This window comes from Pseudomonas sp. TH21 (assembly GCF_016651025.1).
GTDB lineage: Bacteria > Pseudomonadota > Gammaproteobacteria > Pseudomonadales > Pseudomonadaceae > Aquipseudomonas > Aquipseudomonas aylmerensis.
In genome coordinates this window covers 3,397,577-3,418,270 of the sequence record NZ_JAEKEQ010000001.1, presented here as the reverse complement: position 1 = coordinate 3,418,270, position 20,694 = coordinate 3,397,577, and the positions used below count along the sequence as shown (strand labels likewise).

Sequence of the window (20,694 nt, the reverse complement as noted above, 5' to 3'; positions counted from 1 at the left end):
CTCATCAGGAGACAGATGCCCATGTCTGACGTATCAGTTTTGAACCCGCTTGGCTCGGTGCCGAGCCTGCATTGCGAAAACACCGTTCCGCGCAGCATGGTGCACCGTGCCGCCGTCAGCGAAGTATTCCTGACCGGCGCCGAACGCATCAAGGACGGACACTTTCGCTGCAGTGCGCAATTACCGCGCACCCACAGTTACTTCAGTGAACATACGCACCGTGCCGCGCACTACGACATGTTGTTATTGCTTGAAGTGTTCCGGCAGGCGTCGATTTATATCTCCCACGCGTTTCTGCAAGTGAATGCCCAGGACAAGTTTATTTACCTGGACAGTGTCACTCGCGTGACCGAACGGCATTTGCTGGTGGTCGGCGATCGCCCGGCGTCAGCGTCGATCGATGTGTATGTCGTGGATGAATACCTGCGCCATGGCGAGCGCAGCGGCGTCACCCTCAACATGTCGCTGAGCATCAATGGCGAAGTCGCCGCGCGCCACGAACGCATGAGCATTCGCTGGATGAGCGGCGCGGCCTGGAACAAGATGCGTGCCCGTGGACTGGCGGCCATTCCGTTGGACGCCGACCCATTGGCACAACTGCCGCCGCCCTTGAGCCCTTCGGCGGTGGGGCGTCATTGGCTGAATAACGTGGTGCTCGGCCGGGACCTGGAGCAGGGCGCCGAGAGCCTGGTCGCGCCGCTGATCGTCGACCTCAACAACCCGGCGATCTTCGACCATCCGCTGGATCATATCCCCGGCATGCTGTTGCTCGAAGGCTTTCGCCAGGTCGCGCTGGTGGCGGCTGACCGGCAACTGCAGGTCGCCCCCGAGCAACTGTTGCTGTCGCGCTGCCATGTGGTGTTCACGCGGTTCGGCGAGTTCGGTCTGCCGACGCGAGTGCGTGCAGATCTCGCCTCCTTGTCCCGTGATGAACACGGCCAGATCACCCTCGCGCTGGATGTCGAGCAGGACGGCGTGGTGATTGCCACCGCCGAGCTGGAGTTGCTGCCGGTGGCTGCCAGCCAGCCCTTGGCCCTGGTGGCAGGGGGTGTGCGATGAGCGCGCCGGAGTTTATCTGGTTCGATTTCGGCGGCGTGCTGTCGCCGCCGATCCCGGCATTGTTCGAGCAATACCAGCTCAAGACCGGCCTGGCCCCGCGCGTGTTGCAGCAGGCCATGAGCGACGTGGCGCAGGAGTTGGGCGTGCCGATGCTCGCACCGGTGGAGAACGCCTTGCTGACCGAGCGCGAGTGGGGCGCACGGCTGGAGCAGGCGCTGCGTCGCCGCGATCCGCAGATCGACCTGTCGCGTGCGCGCCTGCAAGGCTTCGGCGAGCAATGGTTCGCCGGGGTGCCCGCGAATGCGCCACTGGTGGCCGCCGTGCGCGCGTTGAAACGTAGCGGTTTTCGCGTCGGTATTCTCACCAACAACGTGGTCGAGTGGTCGCTGCATTGGCGCGCGATGGTCGGCCTGGATGAGGTCGTGGACTTGATCGTCGACTCCAGCCAGGAGCGCACCCGCAAGCCGGACACGGCGTTTTTTGAGGTGGCCACCGCACGTTCGGGCGTGGCGCCGCAGCACAGCCTGTTGATCGATGACGTGGCGGAAAATATTCACGCCGCTGCAGCGTTGGGCTGGCAAGTGCTGCACTTCACCGACAACCACCAGGCCCTCGCGCAACTGCAGCGCGTCACCGGTGTAAGCCTGTTGCAACCTGCCGTGGAGCCTGCCTGATGAATATCGCCGTGACCGCCACACCTGAAGTGACCGTGGCGCGCATCCCGCACCTGGATGCGCCGCCGGCTTATCAACCTGCAAGCCCGGCCAATGGCTTGCCGAGGATCCTGCTGCCCAGCGGCCACCTGGCCTTTCACTTGACTCGATATGAACACGTGCAGGCGCTGCTGTTGGATAACCGCGCGATTCGTGCCCCGTGCAACGAAGAAGACGGCGCGAGCTTTTTGCCGACTATTACGCCGCCCGAACTGCTGCTCAACAATGACATTCCCGACCACGGCCGCCTGCGCAAAGTGGTCGCGCGTGACTTCAGCCCGAGCGGCGTGGCGGTGCTGCGTGAGAAGGTCGAGCAAACCACCCACGAACGCCTGGACGTGCTGCAACGCCAGGCGCCCGGTGCCGACCTGTTTGCCCAGGTGCTCGACCACATTCCCGCGACGGTGGATTGCCAGTTGCTCGGCATTCCCTTGAGCGACCGGGAGTACTACCGACCCCTCAGCCATACCGTGCAGGTGGCGTCGGACGCGGATGTGCCGGAGCTGCTGAACCAGTTCTGGGGCGTCTACAACTACCTGACGGACCTGGTCACCGGCGCGCGGCCAACCTATCCCGATGGGTTGATCCAGCGTTTCGTCGCCAGCCGTGCCGACAGCGAACCGCCGCTCAACGACAAGGAACTGGTGGGCATCCTGCTCGGCGTGTTGATCGGCGGCGACCAGAACATCCTCACTGTGCTGACCAAGTCGGTGTACACCTTGCTGGCGGCGCCCCAGCTGTGGCAGCAATTGGTGGAGGACCCGAGGCTGATTCCGGAGGCCGTCGAAGAACTGCTGCGGCTGATCCCGCTGGGCACTATCTCGACCTTTCCGCGCCTGGCCAGTGTCGACCTGGAAGGGCCGTGGGGGCTGATCCCCGAGGGCAGCATCATCTACGCCGATGCGTTTGCCGCCAACCGCGATCCGGCGGCATTCCCCGAGCCGCTGGCGATTCGCCTGGACCGCAAGGGCGCGCGGCATTTGCAGTTCGGCTATGGCATGCACAACTGCATGGGCGCGGCACTCGCCCGGCTGGAAATCACCACGGTGTTGCAGATCCTCGTGCAACGCTTTCCCAACCTGCGCCTGGCGGTGCCGGCGGACCAGGTGCCCTGGATCGACGGCATCATCCTGCGCCGTCCGGCCCGTTTACCGGTGCTCGGCTTTACTTCAACCTGACCTGGAAGGACCCATGAAAACGACCTTTGCCGATACGGCGCTACTGAGCATCATCCTGCTGGCGATATTTGTCGTGCCCAGTTCCATTTCCGGCACGGCCCTCGCGCTGCCGGCCATCGGCGCGGATATCCAGGCACCGCTGACCAGTCTGCAATGGGTGGTCAACGCCTTCAACCTGGCGTTCGCCTGCTTCACCCTGGCCTGGGGCGCGCTGGCGGATCGGCTCGGGCGCAAGCGCTGCTTCGTCGCCGGTGCGTCGCTGTACGTGGTCGCTTCGGTGCTGTCTGCGGTGGCCGAGAGTGCCTGGCTGCTGGACGCGGCACGGGGGCTGGCGGGCATCGGCGCGGCAGCGATTTTCTCCTGCGGCATCGCCATTTTGTCCACCCACTTCAGCGGCCCGGCGCGGCTGCGCGCATTTGCCTTGTTCGGCACGGTGGCGGGGCTGGGCGTCAGCCTGGGGCCGACCTTGTCCGGCCTGTTGCTGGACAGTGTCGGCTGGCGCGCGATTTTCTGGGCGCATGCGGTGACCTTGGTGATTGTGCTGTTGGGGAGCCCGCTGATTACCCGCGACGGGGCATTGGCGGAGCGCACCGCGCGCTTCGATGTGCCGGGGGCGACGCTGTTCGTGCTGGCGTTGCTGGCGCTGATGGTTGCCATCGTGCAGGGCTCGCAATGGGGCTGGAGCAGCCAGGGCGTACTCGGCCTGGTGGCCGTGGCGGCGGTGTTGCTGGCGGTATTCACCTGGCAGGAGCGGCGCCATCGCCAGCCGATGCTCGACCTGTCGCTGCTGGCGCGCGGGCCCTTTGTCGGCCTGGCGCTGGTGACGGTCGCGGCGTCGTTCGGCTTCGTGACGTTGCTGACCTACCTGCCGAGCTACTTGTTCGGCGTGCTGCAACTGAGCGCGACCCACGCCGGCCTGGCGATGTTGCTGCTCACGGTACCGATGCTGTTTTGCCCGATCCTGGCCGGCAAGTGGGCGGCGCGCGGGGTGTCGGCGATCGGCATCCTCAAGGCCAGCCTGATTGCCTTGCTGGTCGGCGTGGTCGCGCTGGCGCTGGTCAGCCAGGTGGGTGTGGCGCTGTGGCAATTGGCGCTGCCCTTGCTGCTGGTGGGCATCGGCATGGGCCTGTCGGCGGGGCTGGTGGATGGGCTGGCGCTGAAGACCGTCCCGGAGCAAAAAGCCGGGATGGCCGCCGGGTTGCTCAACACGTTCCGCCTGGGCAGTGAGGCGATTGCCGTGGCCTTGTACGGCTCACTCCTGGCGACCTTGCTCGACAGCCAATTGCGCGCCACCTTGAGCCGCCTGGCACCGGACCCCGGCACCCTGCAGCGCTGGATCGACGAGGTTGCCGCCGGCAACCTCACCGGTTCGCTGCAGGCGCTGGGCACCGAGCAGGCCGACACTGTGCACAGCCTGTTTATCGGCGGCTATGACAGTGCCTTCCACGGCGTGCTGTGGGTGTTGGCGCTGATCCTGCTGGTGTTGACGGTGGTGGTGACCTGGCTGGTACGGCCACTGCGTGAACAGGAACGCAGCGAGGCGCAACTCGCCGCTCAGTAAGCGCAGTTTCACACTGCCCGCGATGGTTGCGGGCGGTGACTTTGCGTGCCTGGAAGGTTATCCAGGGTTATGCAAAAAATGCAGTTTGATGGCTTTTTTTATTCTTTTATCTGGTGATGCCCACTGGGGCAAACTGGATTCACCTGCCCGGATGCAGGTCTACCTCAAACCGACAGGCCCACCACCACTTGTCCGCTGGCGTGTGCAGTCCATGAAGATTATGGACCTATGGACCCGAATGCTTTGCTCAAGACCCGCCTCATCGGCCAGATTTTCCAGCAGCACTACAGCTGGTTGTGCGCGCGGTTGTCCTACCGCACCGGCTGCAGCCACAGCGCAGAGGATATCGCCGCCGAGACGTTCCTCAAGGTGTGGATGCTGCCCGACCCCACTGCGATCCGCGAACCGCGCGCGCTGCTGACCACCATCGCTCAGCGCCTGATGTACGAGAGCTGGCGCCGTCGCGACCTGGAGAGGGCGTACCTGCAGATCCTCGCCGAGGTGCCCGAACACGTGCACCCGTCGCCGCAGGAACAGTTGATCCTGATCGAGAGCCTGCTGGCCATCGACCGGCTGCTCGATGGCCTCTCGGGGCAGGCCAAGGCGGTGTTCGTGCACAGCCAGCTGGATGGCATGACCTACACACAGATCAGTGAACGGCTGGGCCTGTCCCTGGGGCGCATCCACCAATTGATGACCCAGGCCCTGCGAGCCTGTTACCTGGGGTTGAGTGAGTGAGCAAACACCCGTTGAACGACCCGGTGGCCGAAGAGGCCATCGGCTGGCTGGTGCAAATCCAGTCCGGCGACTTCAGCCCCGCGCAGCAAGAAGCGCTGGATGAATGGCGCAGTACCTCGGCGCACCATCGCCAGGTGTACGCGCAACTGATCGCCGGCCTCGACCAACTCAAGGCCTCGCCGTGGCGTGGACGCTCCAGCGCGCAGCTGTTGCGCAGCCTGGAGCAGCCGAGCAGCCGGCGTTCGTTCCTGCGTACCAGCCTGTGTGCGGTGGGCCTGGCGGCGGGCGCGGGCTGGGTCTCGCGTTTCGACGACGCGGGGCAGTCCTATGCCACGGGTACCGCCGAGCGGCGTACCTGGCAACTGGCGGATGGCAGCACACTCAAGCTGAATGCGCGCAGCCAGGTGCTCGCCACGCTGAAGGGGGAGCCGCGCAGCCTGGAGCTGCGCGCCGGGGAAATGCTGGTGAATGTGCTGCGCCCGCTGCAGGTCGACACCCGCGCCGGCCGCATCAGCGCCAGCACCGGCCGCCTGATGCTGAGCGAGCAGGGCGCTGCGATACGCTTGGTGACCCTGGATGCCGACGCGGTGTTGCACTTCGAAGGCGGCACGCAGCAGCGGGTGGCGATGCGCCAGAGCACGCTGTTCGATCATCAACGCATCCTTACCCAGGTGCCCATGGCCGCCACTGATACCGCCTGGCTTGACGGCTGGCTGGTGGTGCGCAACCAGACCCTGGCCAGCGTGGTCGACGCAATTCGCCCGTATCGCAACGGCATCGTGCGCCTGGACGCCGCTGTAGCCGGTCTGCGCGTGACCGGGCGCTTTCCCCTGGATGATGCGCGGCAGACCCTCGAGGCCCTCGAGCAGAGCCTGCCGATCAAGGTGCGGCAATGGGGTGGGGTGGTTGTGTTGATTGGCGCGCGGGCCTGATTGGCGGTTGATGCACGTGCTGAATGTCTTTAGGATCACGCCCTTTTCAAGGGATTGAAAGCATGCTTGCCAAACACGTTCGCGCATTCTCGATGCTGGGCTTCAGCCTGGCGCTGACCGGCTGTATTCATTACGAGCACCAGAGCGCAGAAGGAAAACCTGCGGACCAGGTTGCGGTGATCCAGCAGTTCGACAAACACCTGACGATCACCCGTATTGATAACAACGGGACGCTGTTCTGGCTGGGTCGTCAGAACGAATACCGCCTCGGCGCCGGCACCCACACCCTGCAAGCTACCTGGTCGATTGGGGAGGGCCGAACCGCGCCCCTCGCAACCACGGTGAGCCTGGTCGGTGGCCGAACCTATGGGCTGTATGGCGAGGCGTCGAAAGGCCGCTGGAGCTATGACATTCGTGATGTCGAGACGGGGCAGAGCGCGACAGTCAAAGCCCCGTCGAACTAAGCACCTGCCTCACGGCAACGGGTTGGCCACCGGCGCCGGCTGTTTGCGAAAACGCGACGTGCGCACGTACCGAGCCAGCATCCACAGACCGGCGGCAATCGTGGTCAATATCGCACTGGCAAGTAAATAGCCGAGCACGCGGCCAATTTGATAAGGGGTCAGGAAGCCCGCCAGCAAGATCATCCCCGCATCGAACAGCGGCTTGAGAGTGAGCAGGGATGCGAGGATGGACGCGGCGTAAATCGGCAGGGAGACTACCAGGCGCAGCGCGCCAGACAGGTTGTTCATGCGTGATGTCTTCCATGAGGTGTTGAACGAAGGCCGCATGTTACGGCTTTTTCGCGTTCGGTTCATGCAAGTGTCACAGGTCATGCGGCTTCAATATGCGTAATAATCATATCTATTATTGCTGAATATGCGATTGATGAATTGTTCGCACAGGCCTAGGGTAGTGATCACGGGCCGCCGCTGTGGAATGGCCACCGACCTGCCAAGGATTCTGCCATGCCTTTAGTTCGAATCGACCTCGCCGCCGACACTACCGAAGCAACCGCTGCCGCCATTGGCGACGTGGTGTACGCGGCGATGACCAGCGTTGCGAATGTGCCCGAGCACGACAAATTCCAGATCATCAATCGGCATGCTCGCGATGAACTGGTGTATCCCGCCGCTGGCTACCTGGGCGTGACTTACACCCCCAGCATCGTGTTTATCCAGGTCACCTGGAATGCCGGGCGCAGCGTGGCGGTGAAAAAGGCCTTCTATCAATTCATCGCGGAAGGCATTCACGCCAAGACCGGGCTGCGCAAGGAGGATGTGTGGATCAGCCTGGTGGACGTGAAGCGCGAGGACTGGTCGTTCGGCAACGGTGAAATGCAGTACGCACCGACCGAATAAGCAAAAACCGGCGACTCATCCAGGAGTCGCCGGTTTTTTTCATGGGGCCGTCAGCGCCTGCAGAAACTGCGTGTGTTTCAGCGTCTGCGAAAACATTGGCAGTGTGAAGTTTTCCGCCGCCTGCTGTTGTTCCTCGGTAAACGTCGCCGTGCAGTCGGTCAGGGTGACGACGTTGTAGCCTTTCTCATACCCCGAGCGCACCGTGCCCTCGACGCAGCAGTTGGTCAGGAAACCCGCCACCACCAGCGTCTGGATGCCATTGTTGCGCAACACCAGATCCAGGCCCGTGGTGGCAAAGCCATCCAGCCCGCGCTTGCCTTCAACGACGATATCGCTGCTGTCCTGGGACAGCGTCGCAGTGATCTCGGCGCCCCAGGTGCCCGCACTGAAGGCGTTGCCGTCGGCCACGCCCTTGAGAATCCCATAGTCGCGCGTGGTCAGTTCGGGGTACCCCGCGGCGAAGCTGATCGGCAAATGCACGATCTTCACCCCGAGCTTGCGGGCTTGCTGCACCGTGGTGGCGGTATTGGCGAGCATGTCGGTGGCGTGCATGACGTCTTTGACAGCGTCATGGAACACGCCACCCTGGGTAGTGAAATCATTCTGGAATTCGATCAACACAAGCGCGGTGGTGTGCGGGTTCATGCGGATTCTCCGAGAGGCGGGCGGTGGGCTTTTAATCGTAGATCAAGTGCGGGCCGGAGGCTGGATTTGTTTGACTGCAGTGCGCGTCTCGCCGTTCGTCCATTGCCCGGCACTCTCGTGCACCCTCTGCCTCTCATGTTTAAGCCCGGATTCCCCGCGCGCCAGACTGGAGAAACAGCATGCACATTGACGAAAAAGCGCCGGGCAACCAATCCCAACAGGTGGTAACGCGCACAACCGACAACGAAACCGGCCCGGACCCGAAGCGCACGGAAGGTCAGATCCCGCTGCCGCCGGAAGACGGTGCGCCGCTTGAAGAAGACATGTCGGACGTGGACGCCGCCGATTCGGTCGCGAGTGAACACCCGGATGCCTGACGACGGCACACCCGTCAGTCGTCCACGGTGAACGTCACCCAGCCAGGGCCGTCCGTGGTTCGTTCGATCTCGACGATCACCCCGCCTACGGATGAGCCATCGGGCAGGCTGACCGCGACAAAATTCGGGTGCCCAGGCCATTGAAGGGGCCGGTCGAAGTTCAGGCGCGCGATTGTCGGCTTGCCGCTGCTGGTCAGTTGGATTTCCACCGACTCATTGAGGTGTTCATCTGAAGCGGTGCCCAGATGACGAGAGGCCGTGATGACACTGGCGGTACCCTGGTAATCGTAAGACATGGACTGACCTTTTGTGAGTGGGCGTGGACGCGACGCGCTGAAGTTCTGCTGCGCGCGCTGCTCTAGTGAATAGAGCCCGTGCGCCAACGCATCGTTCAATCGACATCACACAAAGGCCGAGGCGCTGCGCACGCCTGCAATCACACGCGGCGGTCACAAGGCGCCGGGCAGGTTTTCCTCGATGATGATTTTCATCGCCAGTGGCAGCAGCGCAGGCGTGTCGATCATGCCGTGGGTGTGCAGCAGATAGTCGATGCTGGCCTGCACCTGACCTTCCGGGTCCTGATCGAGTACCAGTGACATCACGCCCTGGCGCAGCAGCGCGGCGTGCTGGGGGGTGGCCTCATGGCCGATCCATACCGGATCGACCTGCCTGTGCGCCAACGCCGCATAGATACCCTGCGAACCGCTGCCGGTGTCATACAGTCCTGCCAAGGGCCCGACGGCGAGGCACTGCGCGACGGCCGCGCGGGTCAGTTCATCGTCATCAAAGCACTCGACCGGGCCGACAATGCGCGTAGCCGGTGCACGCTGCGTCATTACGTCGATGAAGCCTCTGGCGCGCTCCTGATGAGCACTGTAGGCGAGCGAATTGACCGTCAGCAGCACAGCGCCGGGGCGTTGGCCGATCCATTCGCTCATCAAGCGCCCGGCACTGCGCCCGGCGGCGTGATTGTCGATGCCGACATACACCGCGCCCTCGACTGTGCTGAGGTTGGTGGTCAGCAAGACGGTGGGCGTGCCGTTCTGCACGATGGTGTTCAGCGCCTGGTGCACGTCCGGCGTGTCGGGCGCGACGACGATCATGCCATGGCGCCGCGAACGCGGTTTGCGCAGGGCGTCGAGCAGTTGCCCGGGGGCGTTTTCCGGCCAGCGCTGGCGGCGCAACGTGAGGTCCGAGCGCAGGCGTTGTGCCTGGCGCTCGAACGCCGCATCCAGGCGCTTGAAATGGTCAGTGGCGCTGTCGGCCAACAGTACATCGACGATCATCGGGCCGGTGAACGGCGCGGGCAGGCCGCGACGCACACCCAGCGCACGCGCCATCGCCAGGACCTTGCGCCGCTTGGTGTCGGACACGCCCCCGCGATCATTGAGGACCCGGTCCACGGTGCTCAGGCTGACGCCGGCCAATTCTGCGACCTTGATCAGGCCGTGACGCTTGAGGGTGTTGCCCATGCTGCGTGCGTATCCTGTGGCCGGTTAAAACTGCGATTGTACTTGCAGGCCCAGTACCAGGGCATTCTTGACCTGACGAACGCCGTCCGGGTCCTTCACGTACTGCAGGTTCGGCATGATGTTCAACCAGCGTGTGGCCTGGATCCCGTAGTTCAGCTCGGCAACATATTCGCTGTGCTGCTCGGGCAAGTCACCGCCAGCGGCGTTTACCGCGCGGGCATTGCGCAGGTATACCGAGCTGGCGTGAACACGTGCAATGCCGGCGCCCAGCGTGTCGGTGGGACGCGCATCCCACAGGCCCTTATAGACCAGGCTGAGTTTCTGGTAGCTGTCGATCGCCGTCGTGTTGCGATCCTGGAACGTGGCGCTGGCCGTCAGGGTCAGGCCGCGAGAAGTGTCGCCGTTGACCGAGGTCAGCTGCTGCTTGGCCACGACCCACTCGCCATGCCGTGTGGCATCGGTGCGATAGGCGTTGCCACGGGTGGCCGCCGCTTGCCCGAACTGATCCTTGTACACATCCTCGGCCTGTGCGGTGCTGTGGTAATAACCCACACGGTATTCGCCGGGCAGTTGGTTGATAGTCGGGCTCCATATCAGTTCCAGCGGCGTGAAGGTGCCGGTGGTGCCGTGGGTGTTGAGCTTGAGGCCGTTGTCATTCTCCAGGTTCGACGGGTTCACATTGAACGCGCCGACCTGTGCATACACCGTCGGGCTCAAGCGGTAGCGCAACCGCGCGGCCCACTGGCTGATCGGGCCGTTGTAGATGCTGTTCACGTAGTTGCCCGGTTGCGAGCCACAGAACGCCAGCCCCTGGAACAGGCAGTCTTCCACGGCGAAGTCATCGCTGACGGCGAACCGGCCCAGCTTGATGTTCACCGCATCGTCAAGCCAGCCCTTGCTCAACCACAGTTCGCTGAGGCGGGTCACGCTGCCACGGCCCTGGATCTCCTGGGTCGAGCCCATGCCTGCGGCGCCGGGTGCGCTGATCTTTTGATTAAGGTTATTGACGCCGTTGCGGTTGGTCAGCCCCAGGCTAAAGGCTGCGTCCTGCCAGCCCAGCAGCTTTTGCAGGTCGATGTCGACGCCTGCGTTGAATTGGTCGGCGTAGCGGGTCGAGCGGTCTTTGTGCTGGTAACCGCCGCGTAGCAAGGTCGACGTTTCGCCGGTGTAACCCAACTTGATATCCACCCCCTGGGCCAGCCAGGCGCTGCGCAGGCCGCCCCAATCGCCGCTCATCCAGGGTGAGTCGCTGGCGAACGCATCCGCAGCGTGTGTCGCAGGTACGCCCATGGCAACGCAGGCCGCCAGGCAGCGCAGTGGAAAACGTAGCATCTGATTTTTCCTTCAAAGGCAGGGACGCGGCCTGGAGCAGGCCGCGTCACGGGTTCAGCGGGAGGTGCCGTCGGCGCTCAGTTGGGCTGGCAGCTTGCGGTCTTCGCGTACAGCGGCGACCTGTTTGGCGCTCACCTCGGGGGCGGTGTTGCCCCAGCTGTTGCGGATATACGAGAGCGTCGCCCCGATTTGCTGGTCCGACAATTTCCACGCAAAGCTCGGCATCGCACCGCTGGTGGGGTTGTCGACGGTCACCGCGCCACGGCCGCCTTCGAGCACCGTGGTGATCAGGCTTTGTGGATTTTCTGCCTGGATGCCGGGGTTGCCGGCCAGGCTCGACGCCAGTTGGTTGATGCCCTTGCCGTCGCTGCTGTGGCACGCCGAGCAGTTGGCCGAGTACACATTCGCGCCTTGCTGCATCAATGTGCCGGAGGCCTTGAGCGGCCGCGGGCTGCGGGTGTCCGAGCCAGGCAAGGTCTTGAGGTAAGCCGCGATGGCGTACAGGTCCTCGTCGCGCAGGTGCTGGGTGGAGTTGGTCACGGCTTCGGCCATCGGGCCCGACGCCACGGCCACGTGGTTGCTGCCGGTCTTGAGGTACTGCACCAGTTGCGCATCGCTCCAGCCGCCGATACCGACGTAGGGGTTGCCGGTAATTTCCGGTGCGTGCCAGCCAGCCAACTCGCCGCCTTGCAGGAACGCGCCGCCCTTGTCACCGCCGAGGAAGTTCTTTGACGTGTGACACGCGGCACAGTGGCCCAGGCCCTGTACCAGGTACGCGCCCCGGTTGACCTGCGCAGACGCCTCAGCCTGCGGTTGGAACGGTGTGTTATCAAAGAACAGCAGGTTCCAGCCCATCATCATCAGGCGGATGTTGAACGGGAATGGCAACTGGTTGGATACCACCTCGTTGTCCACCGCCGGGACGGTCTGCATGTAGGCCCAGAGGTCATGCATGTCCTGGTCGCTGACTTTCACGTAGGCGTTGTAGGGCATCGCCGGGTAGAGGTTTTCGCCATGCCGGCCTTTGCCTTCGCGCACCGCGCGGGTGAATTCCTGCTCGGTCCAGGCGCCGATACCGGTGTTCTTGTCGGAGGTGATGTTGCTGGCGAGCAACTTGCCGAACGGTGTTTCCAGCGCGTAGCCACCGGCGAACGGCTTGCCGTGATGCGGATCGGTGTGACAGGCCGCGCAGTCGCCGGCAATCGCCACGTAGCGCCCGCGCGTCACCGCCGGGTCTTCCTGTGCCTGGGTGGCAGGCGCCTTGACCCCGGCGCCGTCAGCAGATTGCTGCCCGGGTTGCGCAATGCTGTCCGCTGCATCGGCAATGCCGAATGCACCATACAGGCCGATGGCGGAACCCAGGGACAATACGGCGGTGGCCGTCAGGGCCATGCGAAAGCGCGCATTCATGCCGGTACCTCCACCAGTGGGCCGCGTTTGGCCAGGTATTGGTCAATGATCGCCTTGGCGGTCCACAGGCTCAGCGCGCCAATGGTCGACGTCGGGTTATAGCCGGCGTTGTTCGGGAATGAAGAGGCACCCAGGACGAAGACGTTGTGCACGTCCCAGCTCTGCTGATAGCGGTTGAGTACGCTGGTTTTCGGGTCCAGGCCCATCACCGCGCCGCCGATGGTGTGGTCGCTGGAGGGCAGGTAAGGCCCATAGTTCACGGCTGCCGAGTCAAAGCCGTTGACGATTTTTGCACCCATGGCCCTGCCGATTTCCACCGCTTTGTCTTCGGTGAACTTGGCCATGCGCCGGTCGTTCTCGTTGTAGTCGAAGGTCACGCGAATCAACGGGTCGCCATTGGCATCGTTGTATTCCGGGTCCAGGTCCAGGTAGCACTCGTCATGGGAAAAGCTGGTGCCCTGGTTGAAGATGAACGTGCCGTTCTGGAACGCGTGGGTATAGGCTTTTTTCCATTCGCTGCCCCAGCGTGGAGTGCCTGGTGGGACAGCGTCTGCGTTGCCGATCGGACGTGCGCCACGGGCTACCACGAGGATCCCGGCGCCGCCGATGAAGCCCTTGCCGGTGTGGTCGAAATTGTCGCCGTTGTAGTCGTCCACCTGGGCGGAGAGGGCGCCTGCACCGATGTACTGGTTGAGCTGCTCGTCCTCGAAAAACAGGTTGGCGCCGGACACGGTCTGGAAACTGTAGGCGCGGCCCACCACGCCTTGGCGGGTCTCGGGATTGTAGGGTTTACCGATTTTCGAGAGCAGCAACAGCCGCACGTTCTGCATCTGGAAGGCGGAGAAAATCACGATGTCCGCCGGTTGCTCCCACTCCATTTTGTTGCGGTCGAGGTAGCTCACGCCGGTGGCGGTCTTGCCGTCTTCGGCGAGGTTGGCGCGCAGCACGGCCGATTCGGTCAGCACGGTGAAATTGCTGCGCTGCATCAACGCGGGAATCACACAGGCATTCGGGCTCGACTTGGAGAAGTTGCCGCAGCCGTAATACAGGCAGTAGCCGCAGTAGGTGCAGGGCCCCATCCGCACACCCAGCGGGTTGGTGTAGGCCTGCGAGGCCTGGCCTGCGGGCACCATGAATGGGTGCAAGCCAAGCTTTTTGCTGCCTTCGGTGAACAGGTCGGTCAGGCGGGTAGTGGCGAGTGGTGGCAGCGGGAATTCACTCTTGCGGTTGCCTTCGAAGATGTTCGCACCGTCGATCTTCTCACCATTCAATACGCCGGCCTTGCCCGATACGCCGGCGATTTTTTCGAAGCGCTCGTAGAAGGGTTCGAGGTCGTCATACGTCACGCCCCAGTCCTGCACGATCAGGCCTTTTTCGATTTGCTGCTGGCCGTAGCGCTTGAGTGTAAAGCTGTAGGGCTCGAAGTCGAACGGCAGGAATCGCCAGGCCATGCCCGCCCAGTGCGTGCCCGATCCGCCGACGTTGTAGCCCAACTCGTTCAGGCTCCAGTCGCGGGTCGGCAGCGCGGTTTGCGAGCGATTGTTGCGAAACGTGGTGGTTTCGATCGCGGGCGGCAGCAGCATGCTGCGGCGGGTGTCCCAGCGCAGTTCATCGGTATCCACCGAGGGCGGGAAATCGGTGGCGGTCTCAAACCACGGACCGCGTTCAATGGCGACAACATTCAAGCCGGCGCGGGTCAGTTCTTCGGCAATCAGCGAGCCGCACCAGCCGAGGCCGACGATCACTGCGTCGACTTTGGGGCGTACATTGGCCATTCGGGAATTCCTCTTCGTTACAGCAAATCACGGTCAGTCGGCGATGATGGCCAGGCCTCATCGCTCAAATGTTCTGGGGGCTCAAAGCGTGTTGTCGATCAAGCTGGTGGGAATGATGTTGAGCTTCTGGCCCTTCTTGGCGATGACGTCACGAAAGTCATACCGCGCGCCCGGGAAGCCGAGCATCTTCCAGCTCGCCATGCCCTTGTTGCCGCCGTAGAGCGGGTCCGACAGGAAGCCTTCACGCACGTTGGCCAGCACTTGTTCGAAGATCTCCTTGGCGCCGTCATCAAACTCGGCTCCCACCTGCACGGCGTTCTTCTCGAAGCGGGTCAGTACCTGGTCCTGTTGCTCGCCTTGCAGCTGCACGAATGGCTTGCCGAATTGCGCCTGGCTGTCCGCGTCAATCGCGACCAACCCTTTGCGCCAGCGCTCGGCGGGGGTGAGTGCCGATTGGGTGCCTTGTTCAAAGGTACCTTTGACGAAGCGGCCCAGCCGGTACAGCGTGGCGCCCTTGCCGTAGTCGCCCGCCAGCTGGCGATCGATAAAGGTCGCGCAGCCGGCGTCCTTGCCGCCGATGGACAGCGCGTCGGTGGGGATCAGCCGTTCGGCGATGGCTTCGGCGGTCTGGAACTCGTGTTGATTGAAAAACGCCAGGCCACCCTGGCGGACCGGGGGCAGGGTCGGCAGGCTGGCAGTGCCTGGCTCCCAGGGTTGGCCGCCGGTGATTTCCGCAGCGCGGGCGGCGGGCAATGTCGAGGCGGCCGCCAGCGCTATGGCCGAAGATAAGAAGTCTCTGCGCTGCATGAAGGTTCCTTTGCGAGTCTGGCGCGTTTCCCGTGCGCACACGGCAGCGCCCGCAGGGTTTTATGCCTGCGACACTCACACCAACAGGGGCGGCGCGGGGGACGAGCGGGATGATTCAGAATGTTTCGATCTGGAGTTTAGGCGGCGACAAATCACGGTGCTATTAACAATTTTGACGTAAAACCCTCAAAAACTGACGCATTGGGTCATCGCAAATCATTGATAGGAAACAGCATTTTTTCAGTGGCGGGATTTAACGGTTTCCACTGGAGGCTAAAAACGCCTGTGTGCGCCGGATCTGCTGCCATAGAGGGAGTACACGCATTGGTGACCCGACAGTAGGTTGCAGTGCAGACAGTTTCCCTTACCCGTTACCAGATGTTACCGCTCGTCGGAAAATGAGCACTATCAGAGAGTTGGAGCGGTCGATGTACTGCGAAGAATAATCACAGGTGGCTATGCGATCCCTAATTCTTGATATGCCGAATGGACGCGAGCTCGTTGAGGAACTCGATCTTGCGACCGAATTGATGATGTCCATTCCCATCGAATTGGTGGGCGGAGATGAGTGGCTGGAGGCTTTTGCCAGGCAACAGCGCGCCTTCAAGGAATGGCGCTCGTACCTGCATTGCAAGGCCAAACATTCGGTGTATGACATCGCCCGCAAGATTGCGTGAGGCAAGGCCTGGCGGGTCAAAAGCGTGATGTAGAGGCCATTGATAAGGGGTGTGCCCGTGTGTTCACCCCCCGTCCTGCAGGAAAAATGGCGCTGGCTTCAGGCCGTCGGCCTGACCCGGAAGGCCAGGAATACCGGGCCGTAGGGAAAGGTGCTGACTTCCAGCTCGTCCAGCGGGTTGAGTGTGTGCGTTCGGGCCCCGGCGTTGCTGTAGATAACATGGCTGCTGGACACCGCAATGTTGATCTTGCCGGCCGCCGCCTGGATCAATGTAGCCTTGAACCCTTCAATCACATCGTCGCCCAGCGTCAGCGTGACGTCCGTGTCGCTGATGACCAGGATCGACTTGCCCGAGTCGGCCATGGTCAGGGCCCTGCTGGCGGTGATCGAGACATTGGTGTGCACGTGTCCCCCCGCGTGGTAGCTGACCATCCTGGGGTCTGCAAAGACGCGGCTGAAAGTCCCGACGTAATTGACACTGGCGCGCATGTCATCAAATTGCTCGATGACGTAGGTGCCGATGCTGCCGGAGACGTCGGCGTCGGCGTCCAGTGCCCATTTACGTCCCACCATCAGCCCGATCTGGGTGCTGGCGCGCACACCGGCACGCATCTCCTCGAGAAACAATTGGCTGATCTGGCCACCGCCCTTGCCCTGGGCATAGGTGAACCGTGCGATGGAGTGACTGTCCCCGGTAGGGCTGCCCTGGGAAGTATCGACCTCGTAGTCGATGAAGTCCGCCGAAACGACGGTGGTGGTCGTATTCGCGTTAGGCGCCCAAGTGAAATCCAGCACCCTTCCGGTCTTGACCTGCTCCAGCGTGGTGGTGGGCTGGGACGTCGTGGTCGAACCTGATTGCTTCAAATCATCGGTCATGATGCTCATCCTTAAGTGCAATGCGAGTGGGTGTGGGTCGAGCGATGAAGTGCGATCTGCGCGTGCCGTGCGACTATTGATTTGATCCAGCACGCGCCTCAGTAAAGCAGCATCCGTAGGGCCTTGCCGTGGTTCAACCCGCGACGATAAAACGGCTCGACGCGTGCTCGCTTGATCTTGGTTCCTGGGGCGACAGGTTTTGCTGCTGAAGTCCGCCCAGGCGGCCATGACGACGCGAGCGCCACTCTGGAACTAAAAATCCACCGCCACGCTCTCAGTTTTATGTTTTCGATTGGGATGAGTCATGAGCATTGGTGCAAGGTTGAAGGCGGAGAGACTGAGGCTGGGTCTATCGCAGTCAGAGATTGGAAAAATCGGCGGCGTCGAAGTGAACGCCCAGGGGCGTTACGAGAACGGCATCCGCCACCCACGCGCGGATTACCTGGCCGAGGTGGCAAAAGCCGGGGTTGATGTACTGTTCGTCATCACCGGGCAGCGCGCGCAGAGCGGCGCTGATGATTCCCTGAAAGCCGTCGAAGCGTTGGACAGCGCCACCGAATGCCTGGAGAAGGCCAGGGAGCTGATTCATTGAGTCTCAGCGACCCACCGCCCATCTCGGGCGCAGCTGCTACGCTTTGTTTGAAGGATTATGGACTTTCAACAAGATGACAGGACGTCATGGATAAGCGACTTGCAGGTCTCTCGTTTCTGCTGACCCTCGGCTGGGTAGTCGCCGTGGTGTCGGTCATTTGGTATTTCTACGAAAACTAGGCTGATTTCCGCACTCTATTGCTCAGACCCCAGCGGCTCTGGCGGCCTCAACACCCGGCAAACCGCGCGTCTGCCGGGAATGACGAGTGTTTAAGGCATCAAGACCGAGTCGACAACGTGGATCACGCCGTTGGACTGCATCACGTCTGCGATGCTGATACTGGCCTTGCCGCCCTTGGCATCGACTACCCAAAGCTTGCCGTCATGCAGCTTGATGTTCAGCGACTCACCTTGAACTGTTTTCAATACTACGGTGCCACCGTTCTTCTTGGCGTCGGCCATGAGCTGTGCCGATGTGTGAGTGCCGGGCACGACATGGTAGGTCAGGATTTTAGTCAAATCGGCTTTGTGCTCCGGCTTGACCAGAGTATCGACGGTACCGGCTGGAAGCTTTGCGAAGGCTTCGTTGGTTGGCGCGAACACCGTAAAGGGGCCTTTGCTGTTGAGTGTATCAACCAACCCGGCAGCCTTGACGGCTGCGACGAGTGTCGTGTGGTCCTTGGAGTTGACTGCGTTCTCGACAATTGTTTTGCTTGGGTACATCGCTGCACCTCCGACCATCACTGTGTTGGCGGCAAAGCTGAGCGTTGCGGTGACGGAGAGAATCGCGAAGCAGGCTGCTGCTGCAAGTTTCTTGTAAAAAGCGTGCATGATGTATCTCCTTGGCTCTTATGCCCTCCGGGTGAGGGTATTGAATCTACGAGCCAGCGATCAAAGTGGATGCACCGGTTGACGAAATAATTCTTGGCTCCCAACTTTCCTGGCTGACCAGCGTCTCGTCCGGGCTCGGAAGCGAGGTTCGTGGAGGCTAAGGGGCTTCGTTCACTGCCGAGGGCATTATGCAGTCACAACAGAACAGGCTTTGGCGCTGGGATTAATTGCGGACCGCGCGTTGATGTCCAATTGCTTTGGAAGTGACATGAATGCCCCGATGAAAGTACGGGCTGCAGCCCACATAGCGTATGCACTGCATAATGAGGCCGAGGCGTTCAGCAACGGCGCAGACTTCAACCTTGAGCAAGCCTTTTCACAGGTTGGCACTATCGACCAAATCCTGGGTGACGGTGTGGTCTGGCCACTCTTGAGCCAACTCGATAGAGACGCTGAGCCCTCAAGCCGGGGCGGGTGATGGTAATCCGTCATCCATCGCTAGACGTTTTAACGTGCCTGTTGTCGAAAACTGCTACCCCGATCTTAAATATCCGCGCGAAGTGACGCACAATAAACCGCGCCTATACGGATGTAGTGCCACTCCCTCTTCATGACTAAGGACGGTAATCATGAATTTCAAATGCGTGTTTTCCCTTCTACTATTGGCCGGTTGCGCTTCGCAACCCAATCACCAAGGTGTCAATTGGGGGGAGGGCAGCTGCCCCAAACCAGCCCCTGAAGACGTCTCCGCCACTCACCAGCTGATTATCCAGGATGGCAAAACCCTCAAGTGCCAAATCCGTCCATACGTATGGAACATGGCTTGCCAAGGAATCATCGACGGAGAAACCGAAGGCGTTGTTTGCCAGGATGGTGGGGGAAACCAGATGATTTTCCTGTTCGATAAGAGCGGGGTGCTGACTACGCATCGCAGCCTGAGGGCAGGCTAGGATCGGATTCAAAAAGGATAGCGAATCATATGTACTCTAAAACGTCGTTGATATTGACGGGGCAAGCCGTCTTATTCATGTGCATGCTCGCGACCGGGTGTTCAACGCACAAAGACTCACATTCATTGCCGAATCTTGCGGGTGCACAAGGCACGCTCAAGCTCGCGCAACAGGCAATTTCAGCGTATGAGCGAGGCGATAAAGAGCGATGGCAGTCAGTGTTATGCCTTGAATCTGTTGATGACCCGCTGACGGGGTGGAATCAGATGCGTTCGCTGGTGGGTGATATTTCTGAAGTTAAATTGGTAAAGGTGTCTGAGGCATCAAACGCGGGTAATGGATCTGATGCAGACAGCTTTACCAACGTTGTTTATGAAGTGAAATCGCAGCATTACCCCCTTAAAACGCTTCTCCTGAAGTTTTTCCCTACTGAAAAAGATCAATGTGTGGGGTTGGTTTATTAGCCGGAGACAGCGGGCGGCCTGTTAAGGTGTGCCGGCCCCTGCCAGAGCGCATCGGTGATTTCACGCTGAGGCATGACGGTTGATGGCGTATGGGGCGGTAAAATCTACACTTTTTGTTTTTTCAGGGAGATGAAAGAAATGTTCCACAGGTACGTACGCCCGGTTGGCTATGGTTTGGCGATAGTAGGCACCTTCTCACTGCTGTTTTCGGCGTTCGAGTTGTTTGCGGGAAGAGACACCCTGTTTGCCGTGGCTAAATCAGCTGTATTTGTTGCGCTTGGCATTTGGGTGATCAAGAACTCAGTAAAGGCCTGATACGCAGGATCACTCCGGTGACATCAGCACGGCCAGGGTGAGCTTAATGAACTCTTCGTTTTCGTCGATGGTGTGCAAAGCGCTGCGCACGTTTTCTGCCACTTCAGCGGAACCGCGTTGCTCGACCCAGTTCGATAGCTCCATGACAGAAGCCTCGAGGGCCAGTTGGTTCTCGTAGAGTTTTGATAGCAGGGAGGGCAATAGATCTGAGTTTGGCATGGCTGATTCTCCGTGGATGTATCAGCGTAGCAGGTGGTGAAACAGGGACTTTGATTTGAGTCGGCAGAAGGCCGGGAGATGGGAATTGCGGAGCATAAAAAGATAAGGGCCTGCATGAAGTTCATCATGCAAGCCCTTGATATCTTTGGTGCCCGAACCCGGAATCGAACCGGGACGCCCTTACGAGCGGGGGATTTTAAGTCCCATGCGTCTACCAGTTTCGCCATTCGGGCGGCAGCGCGTTGTAGCAGGGTTGGGAATATATAGATCCGCACGCTCGGGCGCAAGGTCGAAGGGCAGCTTTCTTGCTGAAGGCTTGAGTGAAAAAGCTCGGCAGATCAGTGATCTACAGGGGGTATTGAGGCTAATCGGACGATTCCGCTGGCGTCAGAACAAGAGCCATAAATGACAG

The 20,694-nt window shown here is 61.3% G+C and carries 24 protein-coding genes, 1 tRNA gene and 1 pseudogene; 14 read left to right on the top strand and 12 right to left on the bottom strand.

Annotation, left to right across the window (positions count from 1 at the left end; genetic code table 11):
* The first annotated feature begins 21 nt into the window (after nucleotides 1–21).
* From JFU04_RS14950 to JFU04_RS14920, 7 genes are all read left to right on the top strand, one after another.
* A complete protein-coding gene (locus JFU04_RS14950; protein ID WP_177410334.1) occupies nucleotides 22–1,059 on the top strand; it encodes a ScbA/BarX family gamma-butyrolactone biosynthesis protein in 1,038 nt (345 codons plus the stop codon).
* Entirely contained in the window at nucleotides 1,056–1,733 is a 678-nt protein-coding gene (locus JFU04_RS14945; protein WP_201144624.1) for an HAD family hydrolase, read from the top strand. The genes JFU04_RS14950 and JFU04_RS14945 overlap by 4 nt, the downstream gene beginning before the upstream one ends.
* Complete coding sequence (locus JFU04_RS14940; protein WP_201144622.1) at nucleotides 1,733–2,950, top strand: cytochrome P450; 1,218 nt, start codon at nucleotides 1,733–1,735, stop codon at nucleotides 2,948–2,950. The genes JFU04_RS14945 and JFU04_RS14940 overlap by 1 nt, the downstream gene beginning before the upstream one ends.
* A gap of 13 nt (nucleotides 2,951–2,963) precedes the next feature.
* A complete protein-coding gene (locus tag JFU04_RS14935) occupies nucleotides 2,964–4,511 on the top strand; it encodes an MFS transporter (RefSeq protein ID WP_201144620.1) in 1,548 nt (515 codons plus the stop codon).
* A 228-nt stretch (nucleotides 4,512–4,739) separates the two neighbouring features.
* Nucleotides 4,740–5,249, top strand: coding sequence for a sigma-70 family RNA polymerase sigma factor (locus JFU04_RS14930; RefSeq protein ID WP_105696888.1), 510 nt, complete (start codon nucleotides 4,740–4,742; stop codon nucleotides 5,247–5,249).
* Nucleotides 5,246–6,181, top strand: a complete 936-nt coding sequence (locus JFU04_RS14925) for a FecR domain-containing protein (RefSeq protein WP_201144618.1) — start codon at nucleotides 5,246–5,248, stop codon at nucleotides 6,179–6,181. Before JFU04_RS14930 ends, JFU04_RS14925 begins: the two co-directional genes overlap by 4 nt.
* A gap of 62 nt (nucleotides 6,182–6,243) precedes the next feature.
* Entirely contained in the window at nucleotides 6,244–6,645 is a 402-nt protein-coding gene (locus JFU04_RS14920) for a hypothetical protein (protein ID WP_106803753.1), read from the top strand.
* Between the two features lie 9 nt (nucleotides 6,646–6,654).
* Here JFU04_RS14920 and JFU04_RS14915 read toward each other — a convergent pair whose 3' ends face one another.
* A complete protein-coding gene (locus JFU04_RS14915) occupies nucleotides 6,655–6,933 on the bottom strand; it encodes a hypothetical protein (protein ID WP_065908324.1) in 279 nt (92 codons plus the stop codon).
* A 216-nt stretch (nucleotides 6,934–7,149) separates the two neighbouring features.
* Between JFU04_RS14915 and JFU04_RS14910 the strand changes: the two genes are divergently transcribed.
* Complete coding sequence (locus tag JFU04_RS14910; RefSeq protein WP_065908326.1) at nucleotides 7,150–7,542, top strand: tautomerase family protein; 393 nt, start codon at nucleotides 7,150–7,152, stop codon at nucleotides 7,540–7,542.
* A 39-nt stretch (nucleotides 7,543–7,581) separates the two neighbouring features.
* Here the strand turns inward: JFU04_RS14910 and JFU04_RS14905 are convergent, their stop codons facing one another.
* Nucleotides 7,582–8,187 (bottom strand): cysteine hydrolase, encoded by a 606-nt coding sequence (locus tag JFU04_RS14905; protein ID WP_106803756.1) that lies wholly within the window; start codon nucleotides 8,185–8,187, stop codon nucleotides 7,582–7,584.
* 179 nt (nucleotides 8,188–8,366) lie between these two features.
* Between JFU04_RS14905 and JFU04_RS14900 the strand changes: the two genes are divergently transcribed.
* Nucleotides 8,367–8,564, top strand: coding sequence for a hypothetical protein (locus JFU04_RS14900; RefSeq protein WP_201144616.1), 198 nt, complete (start codon nucleotides 8,367–8,369; stop codon nucleotides 8,562–8,564).
* Nucleotides 8,565–8,578: 14 nt separating this feature from the next.
* Here the strand turns inward: JFU04_RS14900 and JFU04_RS14895 are convergent, their stop codons facing one another.
* The 6 genes from JFU04_RS14895 to JFU04_RS14870 form a co-directional block, all read right to left on the bottom strand.
* On the bottom strand, nucleotides 8,579–8,860 hold the full coding sequence (locus JFU04_RS14895; RefSeq protein WP_201144614.1) for a hypothetical protein: 282 nt from the start codon (nucleotides 8,858–8,860) through the stop codon (nucleotides 8,579–8,581).
* Nucleotides 8,861–9,013: 153 nt separating this feature from the next.
* The gene (locus JFU04_RS14890) at nucleotides 9,014–10,036 is read right to left on the bottom strand and encodes a LacI family DNA-binding transcriptional regulator (protein ID WP_201144612.1); all 1,023 of its coding nucleotides are present in this window, start codon (nucleotides 10,034–10,036) and stop codon (nucleotides 9,014–9,016) included.
* A 24-nt stretch (nucleotides 10,037–10,060) separates the two neighbouring features.
* Nucleotides 10,061–11,368, bottom strand: a complete 1,308-nt coding sequence (locus JFU04_RS14885; RefSeq protein ID WP_201144610.1) for a carbohydrate porin — start codon at nucleotides 11,366–11,368, stop codon at nucleotides 10,061–10,063.
* Between the two features lie 54 nt (nucleotides 11,369–11,422).
* A complete protein-coding gene (locus tag JFU04_RS14880) occupies nucleotides 11,423–12,778 on the bottom strand; it encodes a c-type cytochrome (RefSeq protein WP_242485905.1) in 1,356 nt (451 codons plus the stop codon).
* A complete protein-coding gene (locus JFU04_RS14875) occupies nucleotides 12,775–14,553 on the bottom strand; it encodes a GMC family oxidoreductase (protein WP_201144608.1) in 1,779 nt (592 codons plus the stop codon). Before JFU04_RS14875 ends, JFU04_RS14880 begins: the two co-directional genes overlap by 4 nt.
* A gap of 81 nt (nucleotides 14,554–14,634) precedes the next feature.
* Entirely contained in the window at nucleotides 14,635–15,360 is a 726-nt protein-coding gene (locus tag JFU04_RS14870) for a gluconate 2-dehydrogenase subunit 3 family protein (protein ID WP_120448692.1), read from the bottom strand.
* Nucleotides 15,361–15,812: 452 nt separating this feature from the next.
* Here JFU04_RS14870 and JFU04_RS14865 point away from each other — a divergent pair, with 452 nt between their 5' ends.
* Entirely contained in the window at nucleotides 15,813–16,037 is a 225-nt protein-coding gene (locus tag JFU04_RS14865) for a hypothetical protein (RefSeq protein ID WP_371920651.1), read from the top strand.
* A 98-nt stretch (nucleotides 16,038–16,135) separates the two neighbouring features.
* On the opposite strand, the gene JFU04_RS14860 is transcribed toward JFU04_RS14865, so the two are convergent.
* Nucleotides 16,136–16,912, bottom strand: a complete 777-nt coding sequence (locus tag JFU04_RS14860; RefSeq protein ID WP_201144606.1) for a hypothetical protein — start codon at nucleotides 16,910–16,912, stop codon at nucleotides 16,136–16,138.
* 304 nt (nucleotides 16,913–17,216) lie between these two features.
* Here JFU04_RS14860 and JFU04_RS14855 point away from each other — a divergent pair.
* A pseudogene (locus JFU04_RS14855) lies at nucleotides 17,217–17,405 on the top strand (helix-turn-helix domain-containing protein); the annotation flags it as partial.
* A 368-nt stretch (nucleotides 17,406–17,773) separates the two neighbouring features.
* Here JFU04_RS14855 and JFU04_RS14850 read toward each other — a convergent pair.
* A complete protein-coding gene (locus tag JFU04_RS14850) occupies nucleotides 17,774–18,334 on the bottom strand; it encodes a fasciclin domain-containing protein (RefSeq protein WP_201144604.1) in 561 nt (186 codons plus the stop codon).
* Between the two features lie 629 nt (nucleotides 18,335–18,963).
* Between JFU04_RS14850 and JFU04_RS14845 the strand changes: the two genes are divergently transcribed.
* From JFU04_RS14845 to JFU04_RS14835, 3 genes are all read left to right on the top strand, one after another.
* Nucleotides 18,964–19,284: a hypothetical protein gene (locus JFU04_RS14845; protein ID WP_201144603.1), complete on the top strand. Its 321-nt coding sequence runs from the start codon at nucleotides 18,964–18,966 to the stop codon at nucleotides 19,282–19,284.
* A gap of 29 nt (nucleotides 19,285–19,313) precedes the next feature.
* Entirely contained in the window at nucleotides 19,314–19,748 is a 435-nt protein-coding gene (locus JFU04_RS14840; RefSeq protein ID WP_201144601.1) for a hypothetical protein, read from the top strand.
* 72 nt (nucleotides 19,749–19,820) lie between these two features.
* Nucleotides 19,821–20,063, top strand: a complete 243-nt coding sequence (locus JFU04_RS14835) for a hypothetical protein (protein WP_065908353.1) — start codon at nucleotides 19,821–19,823, stop codon at nucleotides 20,061–20,063.
* Between the two features lie 9 nt (nucleotides 20,064–20,072).
* On the opposite strand, the gene JFU04_RS14830 is transcribed toward JFU04_RS14835, so the two are convergent.
* Together JFU04_RS14830 and JFU04_RS14825 are read right to left on the bottom strand one after the other, a co-directional pair.
* A complete protein-coding gene (locus tag JFU04_RS14830; RefSeq protein ID WP_065908355.1) occupies nucleotides 20,073–20,282 on the bottom strand; it encodes a hypothetical protein in 210 nt (69 codons plus the stop codon).
* A 146-nt stretch (nucleotides 20,283–20,428) separates the two neighbouring features.
* Nucleotides 20,429–20,515, bottom strand: a tRNA-Leu gene (locus JFU04_RS14825).
* Between the last annotated feature and the right edge of the window lie 179 nt (nucleotides 20,516–20,694).